The 13,114-nt window shown below is 68.0% G+C and carries 9 protein-coding genes and 2 pseudogenes; 3 read left to right on the forward strand and 8 right to left on the reverse strand.

Going from position 1 to position 13,114, the window contains the following annotated elements:
• Positions 1 to 53 precede the first annotated feature (53 nt).
• Positions 54 to 380 (forward strand): thioredoxin TrxA, encoded by a 327-nt coding sequence (gene trxA, locus GDI_RS03410; RefSeq protein WP_012223335.1) that lies wholly within the window; start codon positions 54 to 56, stop codon positions 378 to 380.
• A gap of 122 nt (positions 381 to 502) precedes the next feature.
• Here the strand turns inward: trxA and hpnK are convergent, their stop codons facing one another.
• The 6 genes and pseudogenes from hpnK to GDI_RS20570 form a co-directional block, all read right to left on the reverse strand.
• Complete coding sequence (hpnK, locus tag GDI_RS03415) at positions 503 to 1,342, reverse strand: hopanoid biosynthesis-associated protein HpnK (protein WP_012223336.1); 840 nt, start codon at positions 1,340 to 1,342, stop codon at positions 503 to 505.
• 54 nt (positions 1,343 to 1,396) lie between these two features.
• Positions 1,397 to 2,821, reverse strand: a complete 1,425-nt coding sequence (hpnJ, locus tag GDI_RS03420; protein WP_012553695.1) for a hopanoid biosynthesis associated radical SAM protein HpnJ — start codon at positions 2,819 to 2,821, stop codon at positions 1,397 to 1,399.
• A gap of 77 nt (positions 2,822 to 2,898) precedes the next feature.
• Positions 2,899 to 4,077, reverse strand: coding sequence for a bacteriohopanetetrol glucosamine biosynthesis glycosyltransferase HpnI (hpnI, locus tag GDI_RS03425; protein WP_041249659.1), 1,179 nt, complete (start codon positions 4,075 to 4,077; stop codon positions 2,899 to 2,901).
• Between the two features lie 111 nt (positions 4,078 to 4,188).
• Entirely contained in the window at positions 4,189 to 4,866 is a 678-nt protein-coding gene (locus GDI_RS03430; protein ID WP_012223344.1) for an ABC transporter substrate-binding protein, read from the reverse strand.
• Positions 4,863 to 5,968: pseudogene (locus GDI_RS20565) on the reverse strand (transketolase C-terminal domain-containing protein); the annotation flags it as partial. The gene GDI_RS03430 and the pseudogene GDI_RS20565, both read right to left, overlap by 4 nt.
• A gap of 37 nt (positions 5,969 to 6,005) precedes the next feature.
• A pseudogene (locus GDI_RS20570) lies at positions 6,006 to 6,995 on the reverse strand (1-deoxy-D-xylulose-5-phosphate synthase N-terminal domain-containing protein); the annotation flags it as partial.
• A gap of 407 nt (positions 6,996 to 7,402) precedes the next feature.
• On the opposite strand from GDI_RS20570, the gene hpnH reads away from it, so the two are divergent.
• Both hpnH and GDI_RS03450 read left to right on the forward strand, forming a co-directional pair.
• Positions 7,403 to 8,581, forward strand: coding sequence for an adenosyl-hopene transferase HpnH (gene hpnH / locus GDI_RS03445; RefSeq protein WP_012223346.1), 1,179 nt, complete (start codon positions 7,403 to 7,405; stop codon positions 8,579 to 8,581).
• 121 nt (positions 8,582 to 8,702) lie between these two features.
• The gene (locus GDI_RS03450; RefSeq protein ID WP_012223349.1) at positions 8,703 to 9,989 is read left to right on the forward strand and encodes a hemolysin family protein; all 1,287 of its coding nucleotides are present in this window, start codon (positions 8,703 to 8,705) and stop codon (positions 9,987 to 9,989) included.
• A 36-nt stretch (positions 9,990 to 10,025) separates the two neighbouring features.
• Here the strand turns inward: GDI_RS03450 and GDI_RS03455 are convergent, their stop codons facing one another.
• Positions 10,026 to 12,032: a lytic transglycosylase domain-containing protein gene (locus GDI_RS03455; RefSeq protein WP_012223350.1), complete on the reverse strand. Its 2,007-nt coding sequence runs from the start codon at positions 12,030 to 12,032 to the stop codon at positions 10,026 to 10,028.
• A 213-nt stretch (positions 12,033 to 12,245) separates the two neighbouring features.
• On the reverse strand, positions 12,246 to 13,070 hold the full coding sequence (locus GDI_RS03460) for a uracil-DNA glycosylase (RefSeq protein ID WP_081482846.1): 825 nt from the start codon (positions 13,068 to 13,070) through the stop codon (positions 12,246 to 12,248).
• Between the last annotated feature and the right edge of the window lie 44 nt (positions 13,071 to 13,114).

Below are 13,114 nucleotides of genomic sequence, written 5' to 3' on the forward strand. Positions count from 1 at the left end.
TCCGGCGCCATGTCCGGACGGAAGCCGCCATCGGAAACCCGAGGAGTGATGTGATGAGCGAAAACACCGTGGCCGTCAGCGACGCCACTTTCGAAAGCGATGTCCTGAAGGCCGAAGGGCCCGTTCTGGTGGATTTCTGGGCCGAATGGTGCGGCCCCTGCAAGATGATCGCCCCGGCGCTGGACGAGATCGGCGCCGAGTTCAAGGGCAAGCTGACGGTGGCCAAGGTCAATATCGACGACAATCCCGGCACGCCGAACAAATACGCCGTGCGCGGCATCCCGACCCTGATCCTGTTCAAGAACGGCCAGCCGGCGGCCACCAAGGTCGGGGCGCTGCCCAAGAGCCAGCTCAAGGAGTGGGTCAAGAGCAGCCTGTAAGGAGGCTTGGGGCTCCGCCCCAAACCCCGCCAAAGGGCAGTCGCCCTTTGGAAACCCGATTGTTATCAAATGATTGGGGTGCAGGGCCTCAGGCCCTGCCGGGTCCGGGCAGAGCCCGGCTTTCAGGCCGACCAGCTTGTCGGTATGGCGTGGCAATGCGACAGGCCGGCCCGAAAGCCCGGGCTGCACAGCGTCGCCAGTTCGGCGGCGTGCTCGTAGGTCGGCATCAGCCGTTCCAGCAGCGCGTTCTTCGCGGTGGCCGGGTGGAAATAGATTTCCGACAATCCCTCGGGCAGGTGCGCCGCCAGGGCGGCGATCCGCTCGGTGGTCATATGGCCGCTCCAGGCGATGCCGAAGCACCAGTCATTGGTGCGCAGCCCGGCCCGGTTCGCCTGATGGCGCAGCAGGCCGGTCCAGCGGCGCAGGGCGGCGGCGCCCATCGAATCGCTGTACGTGCCGGCGGCGATCAGCGGTTCGGGCGGTTCCAGCGGCACCCGTACCGCCGTCAGCCCATGGCGCAGCCCGCTGCGGATCAGGTACTGCCCCACGGTGGGGTGCAGGTGCATGTGCTTGTGTGCGTTGGCATGGTCCAGCTTCAGTCCCGTGCGGGCGAAGGCGGTGAACTGCGCCTCGATCTCGGCGGCCAACTGGCGGCGCACATCGGGGCGGAAGAAATAATTGACGCCCAGTTCCATCTGGTTGGACGGAAACTGCCCGGCGGAATCGACCAGCAGCGGAATCTCGGCGGGCGGCAGTATGGCCGGCCCTTCGATCACCACCAGGTGCAGCCCGACATGTAGCCCCGGCAGGCGCCGTGCCCGCGCCACCGCGTCCGCCACCGCCGGTCCCGCCACCATCAGGCTGGCGGTGGACAGCAGCCCGTCGCGATGGGCGATTTCGATGGCTTCGTTGACCTCTTCCGACAGACCGAAATCGTCGGCGGATACGATCACACGCTTCATGGATAGGTGTCGCCGGGGGAAAGTCCGCCGGGGCCTGGGCCCCGGCGGGTGGGCTCAGGCCGCGCGGCGGTCGCGCAGGAACTGGAAGAATTCCACGCCCTCGCGCAGGCGGCGCTTCATCATCTGCGGGCTGCGCACCATCTCGCCGACGATCGAGGCGATCTTCGGCGCGCGGAAATAGAATTTCCGGTAGAATTCCTCGACGCCGTTGAAGATTTCGCTGTGCGACAGATGCGGGTAGTGCAGGGGGGCCATCTGCACGCCGTTCTCGTCGATCAGTTCCGCGTTGCTTTCGTCCAGCCAGCCGTTTTCGGTCGCCTGCTTGTGCAGGAACGTGCCGGGATAGGGCGCGGCCAGCGAGACCTGCAGCGTGTGGGGATTGATCTCGGTGGCGAACCTGATCGTCTCCTGGATCGTCTCCTTGGTCTCGCCGGGCAGGCCCAGGATGAAGGTGCCGTGGATCTTGATTCCCAGTTCGTGGCAGTTCTTCGTGAACTCGCGCGCGACCTCGACCCGCATGCCCTTCTTGATGTTGTGCAGGATCTGCTGGTTGCCGCTCTCATACCCCACCAGCAGCAGGCGCAGCCCGTTTTCCTTCAGGACTTCCAGCGTCTTGCGCGGCACGTTGGCCTTGGCGTTGCACGACCAGGTGACGCCCATCTTGCCCAGTTCCTTCGCGATCGCTTCCGCGCGCGGCAGGTCGTCGGTGAAGGTGTCGTCGTCGAAGAAGAATTCCTTGACCTGCGGGAAATACTGCTTCGCCAGCCGGATTTCGGCAGCCACGTGTTCCGGGCTGCGGGTGCGGTAGCGATGGCCACCCACGGTCTGCGGCCACAGGCAGAACGTGCAATGCGACTTGCAGCCACGGCCGGTATAGATCGAGATGTACGGGTGCATCAGGTACCCGATGAAGTAATCCTCGATCTTCAGGTCCCGCTTGTAGACCTCGGTCACGAAGGGCAGGCTGTCCATGTTCTCGATCATGGCGCGGTCGCGGTTGTGGACGATCGTGCCGTCCTCGTTGCGCCACGAAATGCCGTCGACCTCGGCAAACGGGCGGCCTTCAGCGATTTCCTTGATCGTGAAGTCGAATTCGTTGCGGGCGACGAAATCCACCGGCGCGGCCTTCAGCAGGCTTTCCTCGGCCTGGACGGCGACCTTGGCGCCGACCATGCCGATCTTCAGCGCCGGGTTGGCGTCCTTGAGCATCTGCGCGACCCGCACGTCCGATGCGAAGGACGGGGTCGAGGTATGCATGATGACCAGGTCGCGGTTGCGCACGTCCTCCAGGATCGGCTCCATCCCCATCCGGGCCGGCGGCGCGTCGATCAGGCGGCTGCCTTCGACCATGGCGGCGGGCTGCGCCAGCCAGGTCGGGTACCAGAACGACCGGATTTCCCGCTTGGCCTGGTAGCGCGACCCGGCGCCGCCATCGAAACCGTCGAAGGAAGGGGGTTGCAGGAATAATGTTCTCATCATGATACGCAAATCCTCGGGCGGGGGGACATCGGTCCGGCGCCGCCATTCTTGGTCTGTCTTATGTCGTGTGGGGTGCGTCAGTCGCCCGGCACGACAGGATGGGATGGAGGCGTCATAACCGAATGTGGCGCGATATGCATCGTCTGTCCACGCCACGCGACACGCGTGCCGCTGACGCTGCCGACCATGATCGCGGCGGAAAGCCAGTCGCGTAGCGGCAGCAGCAGAAGCGGGACCAGGCTGCGCTGCGCCAGCAGCCGGTCCATCAGGAAGGCGCTGGCCGCCCGCACCGCCCAGACGGTCAGGAAGACCGCCCAGGTCCAGCGCGCATGCGGTTGCAGCAGGACGGCAGCCGCCGCCCAGAACAGCGGAAGCTGGATGGCGGACGCGGCATAGCCCGCCGGCTCCAGCGTCTTGACCGTCCGGCCCCAGCGCAGTTCGTGAAGCATGACGTCGTTGAAGGTCGGCTCGCCCACCGTGGTCCAGGTCATGCAGGGGGCGATGGCGATGTGCAGCCCGTGCTCGCGCACCAGGCGGCCCAGCATGGCGTCGTCGGCGATATGCGGTGCCAGCGCCGCCAGGCCGCCCACCGCATCCAGCGTCTCGCGCCGCAGGGCCATGGTGGCGCCCAGGCAGTCCTGCCGCCCCAGATAGCGCGACAGCATGACCCCGGGCAGGAAATTGTGGTTGATCTGGCATGCCGCCAGCAGGCGCGGCAGGCTGCGCGTCGCCGGCAGGCCGGCATACAGCGTGGTGGCCAGGCCCACGCCCGGCCGCGCCAGCGCATGGACGACATGCCGCAGGTAATCCGGCGCCACGTGGATGTCGGAGTCCGAGATGACCAGCACGTCGTGCCGGGCCCGGGGCAGCATGTTGATCAGGTTGCCGATCTTGCGGTTGACGCCATGGACGGCGGGATCGACCACCAGGGCGATGTCCAGGCCGGGATGGCGTTCCCGCAGGCGCCTGACGATCGCGATCGCCGGATCGCCGGCATCCTGCACGCCGAAGACGATCTGCATGCCGGGATAATCCTGGGTGCAGAAACTCTCCAGCGCCTCCTCCAGCAGCGGCTCGTCGCCATGCAGCGGCTTCAGGATCGTGACCGGCGGCAGCGTGCTGTCCGGGGGAATATGGCGTTCGCGCCAGCGGAATCGCGCGACCAGTGCGGTCCCCAGCGTCGCCTGCACGCATCCGGCCGCCGCGACAAGGGCGGCAAGACCGGCGGGTGAGGCAAGGGCGTGCAAGGCGAACATCATCTTTCCGGCAGCGGGGGCACAGACAAGGTGACCAGCGATTGGGCGCCCAGGAATCGGGCGCGCACGGCCACCGGGTGGATCACAGGTACAGGTGGGCTCCGCGGGTCATCAACCCTCGGAGAACGCCTTGACCTTCCTCTGTAGCAGGGAGATCAGGTTCTGCACATTCCCGGATGCGAGCGTCGAACTGAAATCGGACCGCTGCGCCGCGACCTGGCTGATATGGGCTTCCAGCAGGACGTCCACGATGCGCCAGCCCTGCGGGCCCGACCGCATGACATAGTCGATCTCGGTGGGGTCCGAATCGTCGGCCGCGCCGATATGGGTGGTCACGATCTGGTCGCTGCCGACCGGCGACGGGCGCGGGGTGGGGTCGATGGTGAACCGTGCGTTGCCCCCCGGCTTGAAGCTGGAAATGTACCGCGCGACGGTGAACTGGCGGAACACGCCCAGCAATTGCTGCTTGTCCGCGTCGGCCAGGCCGGCATAGCGCAGGCCCACCGATGCGCGCAGCACCGTCTCCAGGTCATAGACCTTGTCCACGACCGGACCCAGAAGCTGCGCCCGCTGGTCGAAGCTGCCGCTGTGGGGGGCCTGGATCTGGCCCAGCGCGGCATAGAGCGCGCTGACCGGGGCCGTCACCGCGGCGGCCGGGGCCGGGGCGGCCTCGGCGGACTGGGCGTGCGCCGCGACGGGGCTGAAGAGGGGCGCGGCGATGGTCGCCGCCGCCAGGCCGGCACAGAAGGCCAGCGGGAGGGAATGGGTCAGGACTCGCATAACCTTCATGATCTCTGTCCGATTGTCGCCTTTAGCAAGGGTTGCGGCATGGTCTTTTCGATCCCCAGGGCCTGCATGGCGCATGCGGCGATGGCTGGGGCGTCCAGGCCGGCCTGGTGGTATTGGGCGTCCTGGGTGTTGTGGTCGATGAAGCGGTCCGGCAGGGTCATGGGCCGGAAGCGGATGGTGTCCAGCAGCCCGGTGCGGGCCAGGTGGTGCATGACATAGGCGCCGAAACCGCCCTCGGCGCCGTCCTCGATGGTCAGCAGCACGGCGTGGTTGCGGGCCAGGTTCTCGATCAGCGCGGTATCCAGCGGCTTGGCGAAGCGGGCGTCGGCGACGGTGGGGGCCAGCCCCTGGGCGGCCAGCATGTCGGCGGCCTTCAGCACCTCGGCCAGGCGGGTGCCCAGCGACAGGATGGCGATACCGCCGGTCTCGCGCCCCGACTGGCGGCCCATCTCGCGGATGATGCGGCCGCGGCCGATCTCCAGGATCTCGCCGGCCTCGGGCAGCGCCAGGCCCAGCCCGTTGCCGCGCGGGTAGCGCAGGGCGATCGGCCCGGCATCGAAGGCGCAGGCGGTCGCCGTCATGTGCAGCAGTTCCAGCTCGTCGCTGGGGGCCATAGATGGTCATGCCCGGCAGGCAGCCCAGATAGTTGATGTCGAACGCCCCGGCATGGGTGGCGCGGTCGGCACCGACCAGCCCGGTGCGGTCGATGGCGAAGCGCTCCGGCAGGTTTTGCAGCACCACGTCATGCATCACCTGGTCGTAGGCGCGCTGCAGGAAGGTGGAATAGATGGCGCAGATGCGGCAGCAGCCCTTCGGTCCCCATGCCGGTGGCGAACGTCACCGCATGCTGTTCGGCGATGCCGACATCGAAGAAGCGGTCGGGGCAGGCGCGGGCGAAGGCGTCCAGCCCGGTGCCCGAGGGCATGTCGTCGGTGACGGCGACGAGGGTGTCGTCCTGCTTCGCCCGGCGCACCAGCTCGCGGCTGAACACCGAGGTATAGCTGGGCGGTCCCGGCGGGGCCTTCTTCTGCTCGCCGGTCACCACGTTGAACTTGGCCACCGCGTGGTACTTGTCACCCGCCGATTCGGCCGGGCGGTAGCCGCGTACCTCTCTAAAGGGAACAAAGCTGGAGCTACGCGGTGGCGGGCTCTAGAACTAGTGGATCCCCCGGGCTGCAGGAATTCGATATCGGCACCAGCTGGTTCAGGTCGTGGCCGTCGACCGGGCCGACGTAGTAGAAGCCCAGCTCCTCGAACAGGGTGCCGCCGGTGATCATGCCGCGGGCATATTCATCGGCCTTCTTGGCGGTGCGCTCCAGCCGCTCGGGCAGGCGGCGGGCCACCTTGCCGGCCAGGTCGCGCAGGCCGAGGAACTGGCGCGAGGACATCAGCCGCGACAGGTAGTTGGACATGGCGCCGACCGGGGGCGCGATCGACATCTCGTTGTCGTTCAGCACCACGATCAGCCGCCCGGCGCCGGGGCCGGCGACCGAGGCGTTGTTCATCGCCTCGTAGGCCATGCCGGCGGAAATCGAGCCGTCACCGATGACGGCGACGACGTTGCGCTCGCGATAGGCGGGGTCGTGCTCGGCGCGCAGGTGGTGCGCCACCGCCATGCCCAGCCCGGCGGAGATCGAGGTCGAGGAATGGGCGGCGCCGAACGGGTCGTATTCGCTCTCGCACCGGCGGGTGAAGCCCGACAGGCCGCCGGGCTGGCGCAGGGTGCGGATGCGCTCGCGCCGTCCGGTCAGGATCTTGTGCGGATAGGCCTGGTGGCCGACATCCCAGATCACTCGGTCGGCCGGGGTGTCGAACACCGCGTGCAGCGCCACCGTCAGCTCCACCACGCCCAGCGACGCGCCCAGGTGCCCGCCGGTGGTGGATACCGCGTCCACCGTCTCGGCCCGCAATTCCTCGGCCAGCTGCTTCAGCTGCTCCACCGACAGGTTCCGCAGGTCCTCGGGATACGCCACCCGGTCCAGCAGCGGAAAGCGGCCACGCGTCGGAACCGAGCCCCCCGGCTGTGCGTCATGCCGCCCATCCCGCTGCCGGCCATCCGTCTTTCGTTCGGCGGGGACCGCCGCGACTGCCGACAGGCCGGTGGGCTGTGTGGGATTCGGCTGATCCATGACGATTACGTCCATATATGTTTGCCGGGATATCGTCCGGGGACGGGCGACTCCTGGTCCAGTCTGCTTCGACGTCTCCGAGCCGGATGCTCGTAACGCCCCTCGGCCTGTTCCAGTTCGGGTTCTACTCCCGGGGCGGAAGCAAAGACAGCCTCTCGCTGTCAGGTGTGGTTATTAAGGCACAGTGCATGCGGTAGGACATGCGATGGGAATTGAGTATAACACCCGACTTGTCCTATACCCCCGGGAACGGGATCGCGTGGCGTAGCATGTCCGCAACCGCGATATGTCTTTCGCGCACAGCTTGGACGGCCCCGGGGTTGTTATCCTTCGTACGAACGTGTCCATAATAAGGTCACATGATTTGAAGAGGGCCGGCATATCGCCGGCGCAGGAGCAGAGGTTTCATGGCCGTTCCTATTATGCAGGCTGTCAGGGTGGGTGCTTACGTCGTGAAGCAGCACGTGACCGGCCGGAAACGTTACCCGCTTGTCCTGATGCTCGAACCGCTGTTCAGGTGCAACCTGGCCTGCGCGGGGTGCGGCAAGATCGATTACCCGGCGCAGATCCTGAACCAGCGCATGAGCGTGCAGGAATGCCTGGACGCGGATACCGAGGCCGGTGCCCCCGTCATCGCGATCGCGGGTGGCGAGCCCCTGCTGCACAAGGAAATGCCGGACATCGTCCGGGGCCTGATCGCGCGCAAGAAATACGTCTATCTCTGCACCAATGCCCTTCTGCTCGAAAAGAAGATGGACGATTACGAGCCGTCGCCCTTCTTCTCGTGGGACGTGCATCTGGATGGCGACCAGGCGATGCATGATGCCTCGGTCTGCCAGGACGGCGTGTACGAACGCGCCGTGGCCGCGATCAAGAAGGCCAAGGCCCGCGGCTTCCGCCTGTCGATCAACTGCACGGTGTTCGACGGGACCGACCCCAAGCGCCTGGCCGCCTTCTTCGACGAAGTCATGGCCATGGGCGTGGACGGCATCATGACCGCCCCGGGTTATGCCTACGAGCGCGCGCCGGACCAGGCCCACTTCCTGAATCGCCAGAAGACGAAGCAGCTTTTCCGCGACGTCTTCCGCCTGGGCAAGGGCAAGAAGTGGCGCTTCACGCAGTCGCCGCTGTTCCTGAACTTCCTTGCGGGGAACGAGGAATATCATTGCACCCCGTGGGGCAAGCCGCTGCGCAACGTCTTCGGCTGGCAGCGTCCGTGCTACCTGCTGGGCGAAGGCTACGCCAAGACGTTCCAGGAACTGATGGACGACACCAAGTGGGATGATTACGGCACCGGCAATTACGAAAAATGCGCCGACTGCATGGTCCATTCCGGGTATGAATCCACCGCCGTGATGGACGCCGTGCGCCGCCCCTGGCACATCGCCAAGGTCGCCCTGTTCGGGCCCGAGACCGAAAAGCCGATGGTTCCTGAAATCTCGCTGGCCAACCAGCGTCCGGCCGAATACGTCTACACCCAGCATGTCGATGCCCGCATGGCCGAACTGGCCGCGGCGAAGAAGCCGGCCAAGCCGCCGCGCGTCACCGTCGTGGACGCGCCGGCCGTCGAGACCGCCGCCGACTGAGCGGTGCGCGACGGACGCGATCTGAAGTGGCGGGGCTTGTCCCCGCCATTTTCATATTCATCGCGTCTTTTTTGCCACAGTTCGGATTGCTTCCGCCGATTGGTATAAGATCGCTTCCATCATGATCGCGCCGCTTGTCGTCATTTTTCTCCTCGTTCTCATCAATGGCATCTTCGCCATGGGGGAACTGGCCCTGATCTCGGCGCGCCGCACGCGCCTGATGATCATGCACCGCAGCGGGGTGAAGGGCGCCGAGCGGGCCCTGCGCCTGGCCGAGGACCCGCAGAGCTTCCTGCCCACGGTGCAGGTCGGCATCACCCTGGTCTCGATCCTGGAAGGTACGTTCGGCGGCACGCAGATCGAAGGGTACCTGACGCCCTGGCTGGCGCGGTTTCCGGCCTTGCGTCCGTTCGCCGCCGAACTGTCGATGACGGTCGTGGTGGTGGCGATCACCTCGCTGATGCTGGTGCTGGGCGAACTGGTGCCCAAGCAGCTTGCGCTGCGCCATCCCGAAATCGTCGCGGCGCGGCTATCGCTGCCGTTGGAAGGCCTGGCCCGCGTCACGCGCCCGGCCGTCTGGCTGCTGGGGCGGTCCTCGAACCTGGTGCTGCGCCTGATGGGCGTGGGCGCCATGACCCGCGAAGCCCTGACCGAGGAAGAACTGAAGGCCTATATCGCCGAAGGCGCGCAGTCCGGCGTGCTGGAGCAGGAGGAGCGCGACATGATCGAGCGCCTGCTGCGCCTGGCGGACCGGCCGGTCCGTGCCATCATGACGCCGCGCAACGAACTGTTCTGGATCGAACGCCACGCCAGCCGCGAGGAACTGCGCCGTACCCTGCGCAACACCGTCTATACCCGCATCGTGGTCTGCGACGGCGGGGTCGACAATCCGGTGGGCGTCATCCTGGCGAAGGACATGCTGGACCGCCTGCTGGACGGGCGGCCGGTCACGATCGAATCGGGGCTGCGCAAGCCCGTGGTGGTCCCCGACACGATCTCGGCCTTCGACATGGTCGAACGGATGCGCACCGTGCCTCTGGGCATCGCGCTGGTGCTGGACGAATACGGGTCGTTCGAAGGGATCGTGACCGCCTCGGACCTGTTCGAGGCCATCGTGGGCGAACACCACGAACCGGGCAGCACCCCCAAGAAGCGCATGGCGCAGGACGACGTGCTGATCCTGGACGGCTTCATGCCCGCCGACGAGGTCAAGGACCGCCTGGGCCTGTCCGACCTGCCGGACGAAGGCAGCTACCACACGCTGGGCGGCCTGATCCTGGCGCTGCTGCGCCGCGTGCCGGCGACGGGGGACAAGGTCGTGTTTTCCGGCTGGCTGTTCGAGGTCCTGGAGACCGACCAGCGGCGGGTCGTGAAGGTCCGGGCCAGCCGTCAGGCGCTGGCGGACTGAACCGCCCGGGTCCAGGCCGCCCTTCCGGGCCGACCTTCAGTGTATGGTGTGGAAGTGGCGGCCGGCCAGGTCCTGCTCGGCGGCGAAGGCGGGCCATTCGTTGCGCGCCAGGGTTTCCAGCGACGGCGTGGGCAGGCCCATCTGGTCGGCATAGATCCACAGATAGGTCAGGGCGCGATGGACGTAATCCCGCGTCTCGGCGCTGGGCAGGCTTTCGATGAACAGCAGCGGGTCGTCACCGCAATCGTTCAGGGCTTCCTGTCGGGAAATCGCCCCCGGCCCGGCATTGTAGCTGGCCAGCAGCCGCACCAGGTCGCCGCCGGACGGGTGACGGCCGCCAGCATGCTGTTCGCTCAGGTGCGCCAGGTAAAGGACGTAGAGCTGCCCGATATCCAGGTTCGTCGCCGCATTGTGCAGCAGCGCCGGGGCCGCTTCGAAACGCCGGGTCCTGCCGGTCACGAAGCTGGCGGTCGTCGGCATGATCTGCATCAGCCCATGCGCGCCGGACCCGGAAATCGCCCCGCTGTCGAAATTCGATTCCAGGCGCGTCAGGGCATAGACCAGCGCCGGATCGACCCTGAACCCATGGCTGGGCGCCAGGCGCGGCGTCGGAAAGCGGGAGGGCACGGCCGGCTGGGGCGCGCCCTGTGATGCCAGCAGCGACGACAATTGCGCCGACAGGCCCGTCAGCCCGGCGGCATCGGCCACAAGCTGGATCGAGCGGCACAGGGCGGCATCGCCCAGCACCTCGGGCCACAGGCGGCGCAGGGCGGCTTCCGCCCGGGCCGTCTCGCCGACCTGCAACAGGGCGAAGGCCCGCCGCCCGGCCGGTTTCGCGGCCACGGCGTCCACGTCGATTTCGCCCATGACCGGCGCGCCGGCATGCAGCATCGTCCGGTCTTCCGCCGGCATGGCGGACGGCGCGGCGGGTTCGCCGGAAAGGGGCTCACCGGGAAGGGACGTGTCCGCGGCGTGCTGGCCCTTCGCCGGGCGCAGGCCCAGCAACTGGGCCGCCAGCAGGCCGTAGAACGTGTGCGGGGCGGCGGCGGCGCGATGCAGCCAGGGATGATAGGCCGCCAGGTCGCCGGTATTGCGGTGCGCCCGGGCCGCCCAGAAGGCGGCGCCGGCCCGGATGCCGGCTGCCGTCAGTTCGGCGCGCGACGCGCCTTCGAACAGCGGTTCGGCAATGTCGGGCCGTCCCCGGCGCCAGGCCGCCAGGCCGGCGACATAGCCGGCCAGGCCGATCCGGCCGCCGGACTGGATGAAGGCATCCTGCCCCGTCCGCAGCGCCAGGGCGGTTTCGCCCGCGCTGAACAGCGTCATCGCGACCTCGGCGCGCAACTGCGCGGCATACAGGTCGCCGATGCCCGGCGTGATCTTGATCAGGTGCAGCGCGCTGCGCGCGCCCTTCACCCCCTGCTCGGCCCGGTCGCGCACCGTCCGGTCCAGCAGCGGGTTGCGGGCGAAGGCCCGGCCGGCGGGATCGTCCTCTTCCGGCGGGCGCATGGCCGCCGCTCCGGTGCCGGCCGCCAGCGCCATCTGCGCGGGCAGCGGCGGCAGGCTGGCGCCGCGCGGCGACAGGCCGGCCAGCAGCGTGTGGATGGCGGGGGCGTCGGCCAGGGTGGAAAAGGTGCGCAGCCACAGCCGCAACTGCCCCGGCGCGGGATGATAGGCGGGATTCAGGTAGCGGTCGGCCAGGATGTCGCCCAGCAGAGTGTCGTCGCGCAATTGCGCGGTCTCCCGGATGGCGTCGTCGAACGCCCCCGCGCGCTGCAGGCTGAAGATCCGGCGTACCTGGGCGACGACGTCCGGGCTCAGCGGCTGGGCCAGTCCGACCGCTCCGCCACCAGGCGGCGCGATCCGCGGCATGGCCAGGGCCGTTTCCTCGTTCCGCTCGCCCGGGCCGGACGGATGTCCGTCCGTGTTCCGGGCGTTCGCGGTCTGGACACGCAGCGGCGTGAACGTCGCTCCTGCCAGAAGGGCGGCACCGGCCAGAAAGGCCCGGACCGCGATCTGTGGGGGTGTGTGTGTTGTCCCTCGCATGGCCGAGGGGCGTCTAAGGGGTTATTCCCCGGAAGGCAAGCCTTTTGCGTGCGGGGCAATCAGTATGGCATCAGAACAGATGGCCAAACCGCAGTAAAAACGGCGGTTTAGGCAGGGATGTCGAGAGCGAATAATTCGTATGTTGCGACGCAATAAACACAGTTTTCGCCACAATCCGGACAGAATTCAAACCGCGTTTTCCTGCTTACTGTTTCACTCTGTATCCTGGTCCTGATCCAGCGTCGTGCGCAGCAGCACGATATCCTTCCAGGCGTCGCGCCGGGCCGCCGGACTGGCGCCCAACTGCGATGGATGGCGCATCGGCAGGATGGGTATCGCCCGGCCCAGGCCGGGGATCGCGACGTCGCGCCAGCGGCCGCGCAGGCGCGCGATTCCCCCCTGCTCGCCGGTCAGCAGGCGAGCGGGCGTGTTGCCCATCAGGATGATCCGGCGGGGGTTCGCCAGCACGATCAGCCGATGCAGGAACGGCGCGCAGATCTGCAGCTCGGCGGCAGAGGGGGGGCGCTCGCCGGGCGGTCGCCAGGGGATGACCGGCGCCAGCAGCATGTCGGTCCGGGCCAGGCCGATGCTGGTCAGCATCCGGTCCAGGATCTGCCCGGCCGGCCCGGCGAAGGCGGTGCCGCTCCGGTCCTCGGCCGCGTCCGGCGGCTCGCCGATCAGCAGCAGGCGGGCCCCCGCGGGGCCTTCCGGCACCACGGTATGGGTGGCGGTGTCGCGCAGGGCGCAGCCCCCGAATGCCGCCAGCGCGGCGTGGAGGGCCGGCAGGTTCTCGGCCGCTGCCGCGGCGTCCCGGGCCTGGCGAATCGCGCGTTCGACCAGGGTCAGCCCGTCATCCGGCTCCACGGCCGCGCGGCCGGCAGGACGCGCCGGGGGGCTGGGGGCGTCGTCGCGCGCGGGGGGGATGCCGGCGCGGGCCGGGGGGGGGGGCCGCGCGGCCAGGCGGTCCGTCGGACTGTCGTCGAACGCGACATCCGCCCCCCATTCGGCGTAAAGTTGCAGCAGCGCGAGTGCGTCCATCATCCGGTCGGGGCGGCCTCTTGCATGCGGGTGGTCGCCGGGCG

This window comes from Gluconacetobacter diazotrophicus PA1 5, from assembly GCF_000067045.1.
GTDB lineage: Bacteria > Pseudomonadota > Alphaproteobacteria > Acetobacterales > Acetobacteraceae > Gluconacetobacter > Gluconacetobacter diazotrophicus.

Excerpts from the sequence above, each read along its gene's own strand:
- trxA (WP_012223335.1), top strand. The coding sequence starts at position 54 with ATGAGCGAAAACACCGTGGCCGTCAGCGACGCCACTTTCGAAAGCGAT.
- hpnK (WP_012223336.1), bottom strand. The coding sequence starts at position 1,342 with ATGAAGCGTGTGATCGTATCCGCCGACGATTTCGGTCTGTCGGAAGAG.
- hpnJ (WP_012553695.1), bottom strand. The coding sequence starts at position 2,821 with ATGATGAGAACATTATTCCTGCAACCCCCTTCCTTCGACGGTTTCGAT.
- hpnI (WP_041249659.1), bottom strand. The coding sequence starts at position 4,077 with ATGTTCGCCTTGCACGCCCTTGCCTCACCCGCCGGTCTTGCCGCCCTT.
- GDI_RS03430 (WP_012223344.1), bottom strand. The coding sequence starts at position 4,866 with ATGAAGGTTATGCGAGTCCTGACCCATTCCCTCCCGCTGGCCTTCTGT.
- hpnH (WP_012223346.1), top strand. The coding sequence starts at position 7,403 with ATGGCCGTTCCTATTATGCAGGCTGTCAGGGTGGGTGCTTACGTCGTG.
- GDI_RS03450 (WP_012223349.1), top strand. The coding sequence starts at position 8,703 with ATGATCGCGCCGCTTGTCGTCATTTTTCTCCTCGTTCTCATCAATGGC.
- GDI_RS03455 (WP_012223350.1), bottom strand. The coding sequence starts at position 12,032 with ATGCGAGGGACAACACACACACCCCCACAGATCGCGGTCCGGGCCTTT.
- GDI_RS03460 (WP_081482846.1), bottom strand. The coding sequence starts at position 13,070 with ATGGACGCACTCGCGCTGCTGCAACTTTACGCCGAATGGGGGGCGGAT.